The following is a 15,528-nucleotide window of genomic DNA, read 5'->3' on the forward strand; positions in this document are numbered from 1 at the left end:
ACGAAGGGAGAGTCATGCGGCAATCACCACCCTTCCGGGTGCGCCCGGAAGCAGGCCCGTCGGAGGCCATGGCGTCCCCCGGTCGTTCACAGCGGCGCGGGTTTCAGCCCTCTCCCGACAGTCGTGTCGGCGACGGCGGTGATGGAGCTTGATCGTCGTCGACGGACGGACCGATCGGGAGAAGCTGGTCGAGTTGCTTCAGGTGTCCGAGCAGACGCACTTGGAATTCAAGTCAGAACTGGACTTAACGACCAAGCGGGACGAGTTGAACTTCGTCAAGGACGCGGTCTCGATGATCAACAGACCACCTGGCGGCTACATCCTGGTCGGTGTTGAAGACGATGGCACTTTGGCTCTGCCTACCGGCACTATGGCCGATCGAGCTCGCTTCGACGGTGCCCGGTTGGGCGACACGATCAGGAAGTACATCGAAGGCGAGGTCCATGTGATCTCGCAGGTTCACGAGGTCGATGGACATGAGGTCGTCCTGATCTACCTTCCGCACCACCGCGATGGGCTTCCGGTGCCGATGAGCAAGCTGGGCCAATTCCAAGAGCAGAACGGCAAGCAGGTCGTGGTGTTCCGTGAGGGAGACGTTCTCGTTCGCGAAGGGGCCAAGAACACTCCACTTCGCCACGCGCACTGGAACGATCTGCTGGGCCTCCGCGACCAACGGCTCCGCGAGGAAGCCCGCGCACACGTCGACTCGCTGATCGCCGACCTAGCTACTGCCATGCGGGCCAACGGAGGTGGCCCCGCTCCCGTCCCGCTGTCCGTTGAGATGGCGGACGACGCTTTCGGCGAGGCGGTGGTGTCGCACTTAGAATCCGGCAGCGACATCCGCCTGCGCCAGTTTCTCGGACAGGCCACCGCGCTGGTGAGTAACCCCGATGAGCGCCGCACGGCTCTGGACAAGATAACTATCCTCACCGCTCATGCGATGTACTTCGAGTGCGACGCCATTGCCGAGAAATCCATCGATAGCCTCTTCGACGCCTACGCCAAGCTCGGTCAGGGAGAGGCCGTCGCACGACTCGACATCATCACGCGCGCGTACGTCCTTGGCAGCCTTGCCATCCGCCTTCGACAGTGGGCCATCGTTCACGACCTGGCACTTCGCCCGTACCCGACCAACGGTGACGTGTATATCTACTCGTCCTGGATCAGACACGGGCAAGTCGACGCAAGCCGTGCGGACCTCTTTCCAAAGGACAAGGGCGGCATGATGATCTCTGCCGCGCGCGTCCTGATGAGCGAGCAACCGGCCACGCGTCCTGATGTCCCCGACAGCGCAGTTCCCGACCCCGGCGACCTTGCCCACGACGACGCGCTCTTCAACTCCCTCTGCCAGTTCGATGTCTTGTACTGCCTGATCGTGGCCGCAGAAGGTCAGCATCACGGAAGCGGGTACCCGGCCGCATCGGCGATGAACCAGGACCGGTCTGATCCAGCATTCGAGGTCGTCGCCAGCGATCCGGACGCGCGTGCAGCAATGTTCCCCACCTCCGACGAGCGCAAGATCGCCGAAGCGATGACGCAAGTATTCACCAGCGCGGAGCGCGAATCGTTTGGCTTCGGCGGGCACTGGTGGTCACTACCACAGGTGGCGCAGCGATTCGTCAGCAACCATCTTGGAGAAGGCACATGAGCAACCCCTTGTCACCGCTGGCGATGCTCGCAACGTCGATGCAGGCACAGCCCGGCGTATACGCCTTGCTCCTGGGCTCCGGCGTGTCCACCGGCGCTGGTGTGCCTACTGGATGGGGTGTCGTGACCGAGCTGGTGCGTCGGGTCGCAGCCGTCGAGGACCCGGCATCGATTGAGGATGCCGCCAGTGACCCCGAGAAGTGGTGGCACGATTACCACGGAGAACCCCTCGGTTACTCGTCGCTTCTTGAAGCGCTCGCACCCACCCCGGCGACCAGGCAGGGCTTGTTGGCAGACTTCTTCGAGCCGTCCGATGAAGAACGAGAACAAGGGGTCAAGACGCCGAGCAGGGGGCACCTCGCGATCGCCGAGCTGGTCAAGCGGGGATCGGTGAAGGTCATCGTGACAACGAACTTCGACCGGCTCATGGAGCAGGCGCTTGATGCGGTTGGGATCACCCCGCAGGTGATCGCGCGACCGGAGGCAGTCAACGGCATGAAGCCGCTCGCCCACGCGCCGGCCACAGTGATCAAGGTCCACGGGGATTATCTCGATCTCGGTTCCCGGAACACTCCGGCCGAACTCGACCAGTACCCGGACGAATGGGTAACGCTGCTCGCTCGTGTCTTCGACGAGTACGGCCTCATTGTCTCGGGATGGTCAGCCGAGTGGGACACCGCACTGGTTCGGCTCATCGAGTCCACGCCCAACCGTCGTTATCCGTTGTACTGGGATGCGCGAAGCGGGAAGGGCGTCAACGCGCAGAAGCTCCTTGCAACGCGCTCGGGCCTTGTGATCCCGACCGCGGGAGCTGACGAGATGTTCAGCGACCTTTCCTCCGCACTGGAGGTGCTCGACCGTCTCGCCGAGCCGCCGCTCACGACCGCGATGGCGGTGACACGCTTGAAGCGTTACTTGCCCGACCCTGTACACCGCATCGACCTGCACGACCTGGTGATGGGTGCAACCGACAAGGTCATCGAGGGCGTGAAGAACCAGCCGCTTTCCATCGACGGACTCGACGCAGCAGCTCTCCAAGACGTGCTGGAAGCACATCGGGAACAGTCTCGACAATTGTGCGCGCTACTTGTGACCGGCGCGTGGCACGACCCGGATGGAGCCCATGACCGACTCTGGATGGACGTACTCGAACGCCTGCTCGATTCCAGCACAACGCGACTCCGGGGTGTCCCCGTTCAGCAACTTCTCGAACAAGCGCGGCTCTACCCGGCGCTCATCGCGCATACTGCCATCGGCGTCGCGGCGACACGACGAGGACGAGACGCCCTGCTGATCAAACTCGCGACCGAGGTCATGGGCACCGCCGATATGGGAATGAAGATTCGTTTGCCTGCTTGCCAGGTCATCCACCCCTACCGAGTCCTCGACAAGGACTCGGTGAACGCGCTGCCCAGGTGGAACAGCGGCAATGGCTGGACCTATCCGTTGAGCCACCTGCTCAAAGCCGACGTCCGCGCGATCTTCGACGAACTGATCCCCGAGCCCTCTGACTATGAGGACACCTTCCACGGCTACGAGTACCGGATGAGCTTGCTCCATGAACGCACGAACGCTAGCCATCCAGGGGCCTACCGCGCGATGCCCGGCGAGTACGTGGGCGAACAAGGCTGGTCCTGGGACGACCGGAACGTGCCGCTCGCAGAGATCGCGTTTCGCGACGCTGGGCAACGCGTCCCTGACTGGCCGTGGGTGCGTCTGCTCGGTGGTGAAGACAGCTACGACCAGGGATTGATCGACCACCGCCGCGTGCTGGAGAACTTCAAGTACCACAACATGCGCTGAGCAGGCACTCCTTCCACATTGGCGCTTAAACGCTGTTGTTCCATACTCACGCTAGTTCCCGCCCTCGGATGCTGATCGCTCGCGTTCGCCGACCCTCGTCATAAGTGGGCCTGGCGATGTGTCGAGCCCGAGCAAGCGCGGTCTGCGCTGCTCGACGTTCGACTGCTTGATCGGCGGTCGTGACGGCCTTGGCTTCACCAAGCGGGGATGTGCCGTTGATCTCGTAGCGGTAGCGGTACAGCGCAACCGTGGCGGCGTGCGCCTCCCACCGCTCTCGCGCGTCGGGTCGTGAACTCGGATGGCCGAGCCGCGCCACCCATGCGGCTCCCGCTTCTTGGGCGTCGTGCAGGAGTTGGCGTGCGGCGCCCTCGATGAGCGCGTGCCGCTCGATGAGCGCGGTCTGCATGTCGTCTGCGATCGGCTCGGCTGGCGTGGGGATGAGTCCGGCGACTCGTGCCCTGGTTCGCTTGCCGGGCCGGAGTTGCTGGGTGGCTTGGTCGAGCATGGAGGCGAGCTGCGCGGCGGGGTCGGCCCGGTCTTCGCCGGGCGTGAGCCTCGGGGCGAGCGCGGTGAGCGCGACCGCTGCAAGGTGGCCGGCTGCCTCGTGACGCGCGAGTGCGCTCTCCAAGTGCTCGTAGTAGGGGCTGGTGAACACGTCATCGGCCACGTTCTCGGGGAACGGCGCGACGTCGAGTAGCGTCGCCCAGCGGTCGATCTGTGCTTCGCGGGCGAGCACGTCGTGTTCGGCCAGCAGCGTGGACAGCGAGGCGTGACGGTCTACCTCGAGCGTCAGCGTCTCGGTCGCGGAGAGGTCGGCGTCGCTGCGCGCGAGCACCTTGGCAAGCCGGTCGATCAGGGTCAGCGGCTCAGGTTGGTCGAGATGCGGCTCGACCTCGTGCGGGTCGGGCACGACCACGTAGGCGTGGTTGCGGAGCCTGCCGCGTGTCATCGCCACGTAGAACAACTCCCGCGATGAGGTTTCTGGATCGACGAGCGCGTGCGCGGTATCCACGCTGGCTCCCTGAGCGCGGTGAACGGTGGAGGCGTAGCTGGTCGTCGAGGATCGTGCGCAGCTCCACCCACTTCTTGTCGTCATCCAGCAACCGGACGCGGCGCGCGACGCGGATGAGGTCTTCGAGGATCGCGATCTCAGCGCGGAGTTCACCGATCGACTCGGCCGCAGTGGCAAGGTCGACCACCTGGTCGACACGGGCCTCGAACTGTGCTCGTTCTTCTTCGGAGATTTCTTCATCGAGGTCATCGAACTCGTCGGGGTTGAAGCTTGGCGCCGAAGCGGAGGCGTCCTCGAAGTCGAGTGCGACGCGGCCGGTTGACCACTCGTCAATAGACGCAGTCATGGAGGTGCTGTAGCGGGCCTCGTCGGTCGCGCGCTGCCATTCCCGCAGACGGGTCTCGAGTCGCACTTGGCGTCGCTCGAGCGATCGGAGGATCGCCTCCGGACTTGAGGCGAGGCGTCGCTGCAGCACGGTGAGCGCGAACCCCACGTTGTTGCCGCGCTTCTTGTCGCCCGCCTGCGCGAGCCGTTCCGCACGACCCATCTCGGTGCGCACGTAGCCGGTCACCAGCTCATATAGCTCACGCTCGGGGTCGCTCAGCTCGTACTCGACCGTGTACGCGCGACGCTCGGGGAACAGAGGCTTGCCCTCGAAGGTGAGGAGCTCTTCCTTCACCATGCGCCGCATCAGGCCGCGCGTGTCAGTGCGGTGCACGCCGGCGCGGAACTGGCCCTCGAACCGGTCGCGGTCCAGCAAGGACATGAACAGCTGGAAGTCTTCTTCCTTGCCTGCGTGCGGGGTCGCGGTCATGAGGAGGAAGTTGTGCGCGGTCTCGGCGAGCAGCCGCCCCAGCCGGAACCGCTTCGTCTCGTCGACTTGACCCGCCCATGACGAGTAGTGCGCGGACATGCGATGCGCCTCATCGACGACGACAGCGTCCCAGGTGACGTCGGAGAGCTGCTCGATCAGGTCATCGCTGCGGGAGAGTTGGTCCATCCGTGCGATGAGGAACGGGTGCTCGTCGAACACATTGCGGCCCTGCGCGTCGTCGACCATCTGACGGTTGAAGATCTCGAACGAGAGGTCGAATTTCTGCGACAGCTCTTCCCGCCACTGCTCCACGAGGCCGCCGGGCGCGACGATGAGCGCTCGTTCGCAGTCGGCGCGGAGGATGAGCTCCTTGAGGTAGAGGCCGGCCATGATCGTCTTGCCCGCGCCGGGGTCATCAGCGAGGAGGAACCGCAGCGGGATTCGCGGGAGGAGTTCCTCGTACACTGCGCGGATCTGATGCGGCAACGGATCGACGTCCGAGCTATTCACCGCCGCCATCGGGTCGTAGAGCGCGGCGTACTTGATGCGGAGCGCCTCGGCCGCGAGGCGGAACTCATCAGGGTCGCCGTCGAACGCGGGCGCGTTACCCAGCTCCGTGACTAGTTCGAGCTTGCCGGCATCGAGCTCGGTGATGGTGCGTTCGCCGGTCCGACCCGAGTCATCGCGGAAGAAGATCTCGACGAGCGCGTCGTCCAGCGGTGTCACGCCGACGAGTGTCACCGGCTGCCCGGGCAGGACACCGCGCAGGCGTTGCCCGGCGCGCAGCGATGCCAGCGTCACCGCAGGTGCGTCCACGTGGTTCCTCCCCTGGAAAATGGCAAGTCGATCAGGATACGTCGTGCCGCCGACATCGCGGCCGACTGGGTCAGTCCGGAGATCCTGCGTCCCCTCTGCGTACCCAGTCGTCGACCTCGCTCGCCTGGAACTTCCACAGACGCCCGACCTTGTGCGCCGGCATCCCCTTGTCGGAGATCCAGGCGTAGATCGTGTCCTTGGTCACGCCCAAGTGCTCAGCGATGTCGTCGGCAGAGAGCCACGGCTCGGACATTCACGCCCCCATGCGGATTGAACCGGATTTATCCGGGTATGGCCGATCCTATCGGGACCCCTTGCCCTCGTCGCCATTAAGGTGCCCGACTTCGTCAACGGCCGCCAGCAGCTCTTCGAGGTGCATGTGAATTTCGTCGTACGCCTGCATGAAGAACATCAAGTCCATGTTGAGTGGGGGCGTATCGTCCAGGTCGGCGAGGACCTCTCGAGCCTCGCGGACCGCTGTCTGCAGCCGAGTCTCGATTCCCGGCAGGCTCAGGATCCAGCCGTCGATCACGCTGAACGGGACTGGTGAGAAGTCGTGGGCGTCGACGCCGACGTGGAACTGATGCCCATTCGGGCCATGGTCCCGTGCGTGGGTGTGCCCGTGGATGAGCGGGATGCCGTCGTCCCAGCGCGGGCGATGCGAAGTGTGTCGATCCTGTTCCTGGCTGTCGCCGGCGTAGGGGTAGTGCGAAGCGATGATCCGGTACCCGCGGCGGGTGCCCTCGACGACCTCTGGGAGGATCTCCCAGCCCGCCGCTTCGTACATGGGCAGGAATCGCTCGATCGCCCGTTTCGACTGCGTCGCGGGCGAGACACGATCGTGGTTGCCGGGGACGAGGAGTCGGCGTCCGTGCAGGTGTGCGGTGAGCGGAAGGGATTCAGCGATCGCTCCGAGCGCGAGATCTCCCAGGTGCAGCACGACGGAGTCAGGAGCGACAACGTCGTTCCACCGGCCAATCAGCGCGGCATCCATCTCCGCGACGGTTGAGAAGGGACGGTCGGCGAGCTCGCTGATGCGGGCATGACTGAAGTGGGTGTCAGAGGTCACGAAGTCGACTTGGTCGAAGTCGAACCAGGGGTACTCACGCATCGCCAGGATCCGGGGCGTCGGGATCCATCTCGAAGGCGCGAAGCAGCGTTCGTTCGAGGTCGCTGACCGGCTCCGGCGGCATCCCAGCGATCTCGTCACGCAGCTGACCGAGAGCGGCCTCGATTGCGGTCCGATGCTCGTCGCGCCAGGCGCGAACGCTCGGATCGCGGAGGACTCCGTCGTCACGACTGCCCGGATAGTCGAGCAGGAGCTCGGTCTCGATCGCCGACGCCATTGCGCGTGCATCGACTGCGCTGGTCATGCGGAGAATCGAGAGGTGGGTCGCGGCGTCCGAGCCCGACACCTCGACGAGGTAGCGCTGGATATCGCCATCCTCGCCGTGCGTGGTCGCGACGAGCGAGACCGTGACCGTACGGCCTGCGATTGAGATCTCGCGCATGCTTCCTCCTCGACGTAGAACCGGCCAACCTATCAGGCGGTGATGGATCAGTCAGTCTCCGGCTCGGGATAGATTCGTCCCGGCCGTACGACGTCGTCGTGTCCGGGGATGAAGGCGATCGCGCCCAGTCGGGTCCAGTAGCTGATCAGCCAGCGCTGGATGAGCTCGGTCTGTTCACGGCGTTCGAGGAGTGTCCGTCCCGGGTCTTCGATGACGTCGTCCCACGCGATGCTCGTGAACATCGCGTTCAAGAGTTCGGCGCACGACGGCCCAGTGCCATGTGTGTCCCACCATGCGATCGTCAGCCTGCCGGCTTGGGCTGCGGTGCTGGATCCGGCGGGCTCCTCGATCGTTCCGATCAGGGCGGTGAGGTAGGGATCTTCCACCGCCATGACGAACGACTCCTGGTTGAGTTCCGCAGCGCCCATACAGTGCAGAATGCCATACAGATTAGGCCTCTCCTGGTAGTCGCGGGCTGTCACCCGCAACGCCGAAGTGCCTCAGCGGATCGTGAGGTCGGGCGTCACGCTGGGCAAGAGGTCGGTGAGCTGAACGTCGAGCACCTGAGCTACCGCCAGCAGAGTCTTGACGGTCGGATTCGCGGGAGTTCCGGGCTTCGACTCACCCTTCTCGAGCTTCTGGTACGTGTAGCGGCTCAGGTTGGACTCGTACGCCACACGGTCCTGGCTGTATCCGACACGCGCTCGTTCCCGCTGGATGTTCTGGCCGAGCTCGCGAGCGTAGTGGTCCCACGCATCAGGCGAGGTCGCGGGGGAAGGCACCCATCAAGCGTCACGAGTAGGCCTCTGCAGTAAGGCCTAATCTGTATGGCAATCTCGATGGCTCGACAACCCGGCTCGGACACAAAGACGCCCTCCACGAGGGAGGGCGTCGGGCCACGGTTGGGATGAACAACCGGGCGGGGTGTATCCACACTATACACACGATCGCTGGTAGGAAGGTGATCACCTCGTGCACCGATTTGGAGTCGTCTGTTGTCAGCCTCACCCGTTCCTGGACCGCCGCACGAGCGCCTCATCGTCTACATCGACGGCTTCAACTTCTATCACGGCATGCACGACAAGTTCGGACGCTCGACGCTCTGGATCGACTTCGTCGCACTCGCGCAGAGCCTGCGCCCACGCAGCCACATCGTCGCGGTGAAGTACTTCACCGCACCTGTGCTGGGCGATGCGGGCGCGGCCAGTCGTCAGGCCTACCATCAGGCAGCCGTCGCTGCGCGTCACACCAACGTCTTCAGCGTCACGCAGGGCCGATATCAAGCGAAGACCGTGACGTGCTTCAACTGTCGCGCAACGCGTACGGTGCACGAGGAGAAGGAGACCGACGTCAACATCGCCGTTGCTCTTGTGGGCGACGCCGCTGCGAACGCGATGGACTCGGCACTGATCATCAGCGCCGACAGCGATCTTGCGCCCGCGGTCAGGGCGGCCAAACAATTCCGCCCGCACATGTTCATCGGCGCCGCCTTCCCACCCAAGCGGTTCTCGAGCGAACTCAAGCAGCTGATGCCCGCGTCGTCGCAGATCGGTCGCGACAAGATCCGCCAGGCTCTTCTGCCCGAGAGCTTCACCGTCGGCGCGACCACGTACACCCGACCTCCGAAGTGGCGATGACACGAGCAGCAGCAGCGCCCGTCATCCCCGGCGTGAGTCCGCGTTCGGGCGCTTCATCGGAGTGACGTTGTGGCTCGGGTCATCGCCACGCAGCAACTGGTTCTCGACGTGCAGCTCGGCGATGGCGGTCGCGGCGATCGTCAGCTGTGCTTCGAGGCTGCTCACTCGCTCGCGGAGCTGTTTGATCTGGGCTGCACGATCGGCCAGCGAGCTTCGCAACGACTCGATCTCACGATCTCGCGGCTGGGACCCGTCGACGCGACGTGCCCACTCATCCATGACCGCAGTCGCACGGTTCATGGTGGCGCGGCTGACGCCAGCTTCGCGATAGAGGTTCTCCTTGATGAGGCGTCCGTCGGTGCGGATCGCCGCGCCGGTGAGCAGGCGCTCCATCGCGTCGCGCAGTCGGCGTTCGGTCGCGGCAGAGATCTCAGGCATCCGTGAACTTCCTCGTGATACGGCGAACGTCTTCAAGTTCTGTCTCGAGTTGTTCGCGATTGTGTGGTGCCATCTTTCGGTCGCGCAGCTTCGCGACGAGGTCGCGTTCCTCCGCGATCCAGATCGGCGCGTGCTCCTCGGTGACGACGGAATTGCCGCAGGCGGTGGGTTGGCAGCGATTAGGCATGACGCCTCCTGCGGCCGCTTCGGCGGGCAGCCCCTTCAAGCACGCCGCCTGCTCAGGGATGCCGAGGCAGTGGTTGACGGTTCCCCATCGGAGCGTGCTGAAGCGATCGCGCAGGAGTGCGCGCAGTGTGCGCTCGTCGCCGACTTTGACCTCGTTGCTTGCGACGGCCTCGACCTTCTCGAGCTCGTCTCGGAAGCGCTGTGCGCCTGCGCCTGCGAGCCTCATCTCGTGGTCTTGGTGAGAAGACCAGGCGCCGACCAACCGTGACGCGACAGCTTCCTGAAGCTCATGCTCGAACTCCGCGGCCCACTCCGGCGTCTCGCTCGCGTACCCGGAGGTCGTGCCGTTCGCGACGGCGCGTCGCGCTGCGTGCTTGAGCTGGATGCCGAGGGCGATCTCGCCGTCTGGCTGTTGCGCGGTGATCACGGCCATCGTCCGCCGGAACATGTGCGGTGCAAGCTGGAACGCGGGGATCGGTTCGAGACCGGCATCCGCGGATTGACCATTGAGCTGAGAGATGAACTGCTTCAGCTCGCTGTGACGATCGAACCGACCTGCTCCGTCGTGCGCTCGATGTTCACGTCGAACAGAGCTGAAGACGTCGTCGCCGAGAGCAAGTCGTTCCGCGACGGCGATTGCTTGCGCAACGGGTTCGATGATCCACCAGTTGCGTCGCTGGGTCCCACGCCGACCCTTCCGGAGCTGGGAGGTGACGGCGGGCGCCCCGTACGAAGTGGTGAGCGCTCCCTTCTTGATGCTCAGCAGTTCCGAGTCGCGCATCATCGTGAGAGCCGCGCAGAAGACGTAGCACGCGTTGCGGAGGAGCTTCAGTTGGACTCGGATCGTCGCCGGGTCGAATCCGTCGATCCACGGACCGACGGATCCATCGGCGCGTTCGATCGCCGTCGCTTTTGTGGCGAGCCCACCGCGCGCGGTCGCGAGCGTGCCGGAGCCGATCGCGTCGACGATGTCCTGACGTCGGCGGAGGACGTCAGGACGGTCCAACTCGGAGAACATCTGCTTGCTGTGCCCATCGGAGACGAGCAAGGAAAGAAGTGTCCAGTGGATCTCGCCCTCGCGGAATCTGCCGTACGTCATCCGATGCAGGGGCACCCGATTTCCGGGCGTTACGATCCATCGCGCGAGCGTGTCCTCGGGGTGTCGTACCTTCACGCGCTCGGCTTTGGGGCGGTCGAGCGCCGACCATTCCGCGGCGGCCGCAAAGATGTCGTGCGAGAACACGTTGATGTACTGCCAACACGCCCGCAGGAGCGGCCACCACACCTGCGGTGGAATCACCGGCGTGCTCAGCTCGGCGCTGGACTTCTGCCCGCTGAGCGCGATCGTGTGGAGATCTCCCCATGGACGGAATGGGATGCCTCCGCCAGAGAGGACTGCCGCGTAGGTGTGCAGTTCGCGAACAGCATCGACTGCTTGTCGCGTTCTGGAGGGGATCCCCATCGTCTTGACCTCAGTGAGGAAGCCGTCGAGGTGCGACTGATGGAGATCACGGAGTGGAGTGTCAGGGAGGTTGTCGGCGTACCACGCGGCGAACCGCTTCAGGCCCTCGAGCTTGGAACGGATCGTCTTCACATGGGCGGGCGTTGCTCGCAGATAGATCATCTGCCCGCGCAGCACGGGATGCACAGGGTTGAGAAGTGCCATTGCGAGTTCGCGAGCACGAAGGTTCCACTCACCGATGAACGAGTCGAACAACAGCACCGCGGAATGGCGGCCCGCAGCAGGGTTCCACCCCAGGGCGCTGAGGTCCCAGCGATCCTCATCTCCGAAGAAGGGGATGGGGAAGTCATGTTCGAGGTGTCGATCTGAGATGACCGCCGTGTCGCTCGCCCAGTAGTCGCTCGCGAACAGCGACACCGGCTCGGCAGAGTACTCGCGATCGACGCTCACAGGTGGACTCCTCTCTGGGTGAGCGGCACATGGACAGAGGCGGTCTCGCACGCCGTCCGCGCGTTCTCGATCTCCGTCGGGGAGAACTCGTGGAGGATGCGTTCGACGTTGACCAACTGCTGACCGTGTACCGCCGCGAACTGGGCCGGGGGCATCTCGTTCTCGTGACCGCGGAGAATCTCTCGGTACGCGAGGACTCGCGGCAGGTGATCTGCGAACACGATCGCGTTCGGGCACGCGAAGCACATCGATGGCCGATGCTCGCAGAGCCGCCCCGCCGGCGTGAAGGGCGATTCGTACGGTGACGTGCACTGAGTCACGTTGATTCCCTGGTCAGTGGCGCTCGAGGCCAACTCGGCGGCTGCGGCAGCACCCAGGTCGCCTGCTGCGTCGTCGACGGTGCTGGCCGCAGCACGAACGAAGACCGGCCCTCGTACTCGATCGAACACCTGACTCTGCGCCGCGTTGACTGCGTTGCCGGCCAGAACATGCACGGTTGTCGACTGCGCGTAATGGCGTTGGTAGACAGCGATGCTGTGGTCGTCTCCCGCCGCGGCGTCAGCGCTGCGGAGCACTGCTGCACGAACACTCTTCACTGTCTTGCGTAGCCGGCGGGAATCGTATGGCTTTGATATCTCGGGCGAGATCGCCATCAGAAGCGACGTGAAGGGGCGGCGCGAGAATGACTCCTGGCGCGCGACGAGATGCCTGGACGCGGTGCGCTGCACGGTGATGAACAAGGCGTCCGCGTCGGAGCCGCCCACCTCCTTTGCCTCCTCCCGAGCTGCCTCGGTGACAGCGATCAGGCGAAGTATGAGATCCCCTGCTCTCCACCCGGTGCCATCGCGAGACCCGGTGATCGCGCATCGCACGGTTCGAGTTCGGTGGGCTCGCGCCTTGTGGAGCCGTACGCGGACCGAGTCTGTCGTGTGCTCGATGTCTGTGAGTCGAACGTCCGACCACTCTTCCGGCGCCGCACCACTCTCCAACTGCAGGAGTGTGCGAAACGCAACGAGGTCCTCGCTGGACGGATAGAGGTGGGTCAGTAGTCGTCGCGTGATCCGGCCGGCATTGGCGCGGACCGGTGACTGTTCGAGCGCGAAGTCGTCGTGGAGGTCGTCGAGCACACCCGATGCGCACGCGCGGAGGACATCAGCCTCGATCGATGCTCCGGGACGTCGTCCGAGATGGCGAATGCCCCACAGGACATCGGCGCTTCGTTCCCACCCTGTGCTTCGGGGATCGTCTGCGCTGGCGAGCAGCCGACGTCCGACTGCCAGACGAGCCTCCAATTCGCGGATTCGGGCGCGGCAGGCGTTGCGAATCGCGAGTCGCTCCGCGTTCGAGAACTCATCGAGCGGCGTGGAGTCGCCGCCCTGGTGCAGCACGTGCGCCTGCGCCCAACGGAGCGTGGCGTCGCTGACGTCACGACCGTTCGCTGCGTGGACGCGGACGAGAGCGCGGATCTGTCTGCCGTACTTGTACGGGATCGCGCTCTCTGGCGGGTAGTTGCCGGCCAACGCGGATTCCCACGCGTGCAACGCGTCGATGAGGGCGAGTCCCGGCGTTGCGAGACTCACAGTTCGCGGGCAAGCGTCAGGTAGACCGCGCAGAAGGCTCATCAGCGCCCGGCGGTACTGATACGCGGTGCCGTCGGTGTGACCCATGGCTCGACGCATGTCGATCAGCGCGTCCGCGAGCTCAGCCGCAAGGACGGGGTGTGCGAAGTCGAGCGGGGCGAGTGTTCCATCGACGTTCGCGGTCGGAAGAACGAACAGCATCTGCCGCGGGGTGAGGTCGATGTTCGTCACGCGACGTTCCGATCAGCGAGGACTGCGTCCGCGTATGTCATGCCCTCGTCGCTCCAGCTCTCGAATACGTCCTGGATGAGCGCATCGGTGTCCTCGATGTAGCGCAGGTAGACCATGGTCGTCGCCGGGTTCGAGTGCCCCAGCAGCCGCTGCACTGTAAGTCGCGGGTTGATGGCGATGTGCTCGGAGATCGTGGCTGGTCCCACGTTGCCTGCCCGTCGCTCCGCCTCGCGGGCCAGCGCCACATCGGTCAGCGATTTCAGGAGCACGACAGCGAAAGTGTGGCGCAGATCGTGCGGAGTGATCCGTGCACGGCGACCGCCCATCTCGTCCTGAGCGAGCCTCAGAGCACGCCCGCTTGCAGCCTCGAACGTCGCGTGCCATTGCCTGCGGCTGATCGGCAAACCGCCTCGACCGACGAACAGCCCCAGCGCCTCCATCCCGTGGTCCCGCTCGATGACGGCAATTCGTCGCAGGTGCGGAGGCAGCTGGTGCAGCCGCCATCTCGATCGCCGCCCATTCACCCGGCCTCGCAGGATGCCTGCCGACACGTCGATCTCGTCGACGACGAACAGCTCGGAGCGGCGTCGCCAGAGGGAGGCAGCTGACGCGCGGACGACCGCTCGGCGCTCCGTCTGCCGGTAGAGATCGACCGCCCGAAGCGTCGTGAGGGGGACGTGGACGCGTCGACGGTGACGTCCCGCTGAGTGGTGGAGTTTCTCGACACCGTGCGGTCAGCTGTGTTGATTATGCCGCGCTGAGCTCGGGGATGACCACCTCCTCGACTTGGTCGCTGTTCATGGTGTCGAGTTCACGCATGGAGTGCTCGGAGAAGTAGCGGCGGTCGCCGGCTTCCCACTCGTCGTGCTGCTCGACCAGGACCGCGCCGGCCAGGCGCAGCAGCGCGGCTGGGTTGGGGAACACCCCGACGACGTCGGTGCGGCGTTTGATCTCTTTGTTGACGCGTTCCAGCGGGTTGGTGGACCAGATCTGCCGCCAGTGCTTTTGCGGGAACCCGGTGAAGGCCAGCAGGTCCTCTTTGGCGTCGCAGAGCATGGCGGCAACCTTGGGGTGGGACCGCTCAAGCATGCGGGCGACCTCGTCGAACTGGGCGATGACATGCTTGGCGTCGGGTTGCGCGAAGATCGTGCGGATCACGCTGGCGACCATGTCCTGGCTGCCTTTCGGGACCACGGACAGCACGTTGCGCATGAAGTGCACCCGGCAGCGTTGCCAGGCAGCGCCCTGCAGCACGGTGCTGATTGCCTTCTTCAGCCCGGTGTGCGCGTCAGAGATCACCAGCTTCGTGCCGGCCAGCCCACGGGCCTTGAGTGAGCGCAGGAAGCTGGTCCAGAACGGCTCACTCTCGGTGTCGCCGACGTCGAAGCCGAGGACCTCCCGGCGGCCGTCAGCGGCGACCCCAACGGCGACGACGATCGCTTGGGAGACGACCCGGTGGTTCACCCGCGCTTTGCAGTACGTGGCGTCCAGGAACACATACGGGTAGGCCACCGGCGCCAGGTCACGATCGCGGAACGCGGCGACCTCAGCATCCAGATCGGCGCAGATTCTCGACACCTCGGACTTCGAGATCCCGGTGTCCGCGCCGAGCGCCTTGACCAGGTCGTCGACCTTCCGGGTCGAGACGCCGTGCAGGTAGGCCTCCATCACCACCGCGAACAGCGCCTGATCGACCCGGCGGCGCCGCTCCAGCAGCGACGGGAAGAACGTCCCCTGCCGCAGCTTCGGGATCCGCAGCTCCAGATCCCCAGCCGTGGTCGACAGGGTCCTCGGACGGGAGCCGTTGCGCTGGGTGGTTCGGGCGGCGGTGCGTTCGAACGGGCCGGCGCCGATCACCGCGGTCGCCTCGGCATCGATCAGCTCCTGGTAGAGCGTCTCGGTCGCGACCCGGATCCGGTCGGTGACATCGGTGAGTTTCAG

General features: G+C 64.9%; 15 protein-coding genes. 3 read left to right on the forward strand and 12 right to left on the reverse strand.

From position 1 onward, the window contains the following. Positions 1 to 148: 148 nt before the first annotated feature. Both B3587_RS14995 and B3587_RS15000 read left to right on the forward strand, forming a co-directional pair. Entirely contained in the window at positions 149 to 1,648 is a 1,500-nt protein-coding gene (locus tag B3587_RS14995) for a helix-turn-helix domain-containing protein (protein ID WP_292730109.1), read from the forward strand. Continuing rightward, positions 1,645 to 3,450, forward strand: coding sequence for an SIR2 family protein (locus tag B3587_RS15000; protein WP_292730112.1), 1,806 nt, complete (start codon positions 1,645 to 1,647; stop codon positions 3,448 to 3,450). Before B3587_RS14995 ends, B3587_RS15000 begins: the two co-directional genes overlap by 4 nt. A 46-nt stretch (positions 3,451 to 3,496) precedes the next feature. Here B3587_RS15000 and B3587_RS15005 read toward each other — a convergent pair whose 3' ends face one another. The 7 genes from B3587_RS15005 to B3587_RS15035 all read right to left on the reverse strand — a co-directional run bounded on the left by B3587_RS15005 (position 3,497) and on the right by B3587_RS15035 (position 8,385). Continuing rightward, positions 3,497 to 4,366: a hypothetical protein gene (locus tag B3587_RS15005; RefSeq protein ID WP_292730116.1), complete on the reverse strand. Its 870-nt coding sequence runs from the start codon at positions 4,364 to 4,366 to the stop codon at positions 3,497 to 3,499. Continuing rightward, a complete protein-coding gene (locus B3587_RS15010) occupies positions 4,317 to 6,092 on the reverse strand; it encodes a DEAD/DEAH box helicase (protein WP_292730119.1) in 1,776 nt (591 codons plus the stop codon). The genes B3587_RS15005 and B3587_RS15010 overlap by 50 nt, the downstream gene beginning before the upstream one ends. 70 nt (positions 6,093 to 6,162) lie before the next feature. Next, on the reverse strand, positions 6,163 to 6,345 hold the full coding sequence (locus B3587_RS15015; RefSeq protein ID WP_036294314.1) for a helix-turn-helix domain-containing protein: 183 nt from the start codon (positions 6,343 to 6,345) through the stop codon (positions 6,163 to 6,165). Positions 6,346 to 6,393: 48 nt separating this feature from the next. Further along, positions 6,394 to 7,203 carry a hypothetical protein gene (locus tag B3587_RS15020; RefSeq protein ID WP_195692259.1) on the reverse strand — a complete coding sequence of 270 codons (810 nt, stop codon included), beginning with the start codon at positions 7,201 to 7,203 and terminating at the stop codon, positions 6,394 to 6,396. Beyond that, complete coding sequence (locus tag B3587_RS15025) at positions 7,196 to 7,603, reverse strand: hypothetical protein (RefSeq protein ID WP_195692258.1); 408 nt, start codon at positions 7,601 to 7,603, stop codon at positions 7,196 to 7,198. Before B3587_RS15025 ends, B3587_RS15020 begins: the two co-directional genes overlap by 8 nt. A gap of 47 nt (positions 7,604 to 7,650) precedes the next feature. Continuing rightward, entirely contained in the window at positions 7,651 to 8,031 is a 381-nt protein-coding gene (locus B3587_RS15030; RefSeq protein ID WP_195692257.1) for a hypothetical protein, read from the reverse strand. A gap of 72 nt (positions 8,032 to 8,103) precedes the next feature. Next, a complete protein-coding gene (locus tag B3587_RS15035; RefSeq protein WP_036295200.1) occupies positions 8,104 to 8,385 on the reverse strand; it encodes a helix-turn-helix domain-containing protein in 282 nt (93 codons plus the stop codon). 213 nt (positions 8,386 to 8,598) lie between these two features. Between B3587_RS15035 and B3587_RS15040 the strand changes: the two genes are divergently transcribed. Next, complete coding sequence (locus B3587_RS15040) at positions 8,599 to 9,240, forward strand: NYN domain-containing protein (protein ID WP_036295197.1); 642 nt, start codon at positions 8,599 to 8,601, stop codon at positions 9,238 to 9,240. A gap of 21 nt (positions 9,241 to 9,261) precedes the next feature. On the opposite strand, the gene B3587_RS15045 is transcribed toward B3587_RS15040, so the two are convergent. From B3587_RS15045 to B3587_RS15065, 5 genes are all read right to left on the reverse strand, one after another. Beyond that, positions 9,262 to 9,678, reverse strand: a complete 417-nt coding sequence (locus tag B3587_RS15045; protein WP_195692256.1) for a hypothetical protein — start codon at positions 9,676 to 9,678, stop codon at positions 9,262 to 9,264. Then, positions 9,671 to 11,776, reverse strand: a complete 2,106-nt coding sequence (locus tag B3587_RS15050) for a hypothetical protein (protein WP_195692255.1) — start codon at positions 11,774 to 11,776, stop codon at positions 9,671 to 9,673. The genes B3587_RS15045 and B3587_RS15050 overlap by 8 nt, the downstream gene beginning before the upstream one ends. After that, a complete protein-coding gene (locus B3587_RS15055) occupies positions 11,773 to 13,587 on the reverse strand; it encodes a hypothetical protein (protein ID WP_195692254.1) in 1,815 nt (604 codons plus the stop codon). Before B3587_RS15055 ends, B3587_RS15050 begins: the two co-directional genes overlap by 4 nt. Next, a complete protein-coding gene (locus B3587_RS15060; protein ID WP_292730143.1) occupies positions 13,584 to 14,138 on the reverse strand; it encodes a hypothetical protein in 555 nt (184 codons plus the stop codon). The genes B3587_RS15055 and B3587_RS15060 overlap by 4 nt, the downstream gene beginning before the upstream one ends. Positions 14,139 to 14,334: 196 nt before the next feature. Beyond that, on the reverse strand, positions 14,335 to 15,528 hold the full coding sequence (locus B3587_RS15065; RefSeq protein WP_348681417.1) for an IS256 family transposase: 1,194 nt from the start codon (positions 15,526 to 15,528) through the stop codon (positions 14,335 to 14,337).

The sequence above is a fragment of the Microbacterium sp. UBA837 genome (assembly GCF_002296025.1).
In the GTDB taxonomy this organism is placed as follows: Bacteria; Actinomycetota; Actinomycetes; order Actinomycetales; family Microbacteriaceae; genus Microbacterium.

What these genes read in the sequence shown, in the direction of transcription:
- B3587_RS15025 (WP_195692258.1), bottom strand. Translation starts at nt 7,603, where the DNA reads ATGCGCGAGATCTCAATCGCAGGCCGTACGGTCACGGTCTCGCTCGTC.
- B3587_RS15015 (WP_036294314.1), bottom strand. Translation starts at nt 6,345, where the DNA reads ATGTCCGAGCCGTGGCTCTCTGCCGACGACATCGCTGAGCACTTGGGC.
- B3587_RS15030 (WP_195692257.1), bottom strand. Translation starts at nt 8,031, where the DNA reads ATGGGCGCTGCGGAACTCAACCAGGAGTCGTTCGTCATGGCGGTGGAA.
- B3587_RS15000 (WP_292730112.1), top strand. Translation starts at nt 1,645, where the DNA reads ATGAGCAACCCCTTGTCACCGCTGGCGATGCTCGCAACGTCGATGCAG.
- B3587_RS15020 (WP_195692259.1), bottom strand. Translation starts at nt 7,203, where the DNA reads ATGCGTGAGTACCCCTGGTTCGACTTCGACCAAGTCGACTTCGTGACC.
- B3587_RS15045 (WP_195692256.1), bottom strand. Translation starts at nt 9,678, where the DNA reads ATGCCTGAGATCTCTGCCGCGACCGAACGCCGACTGCGCGACGCGATG.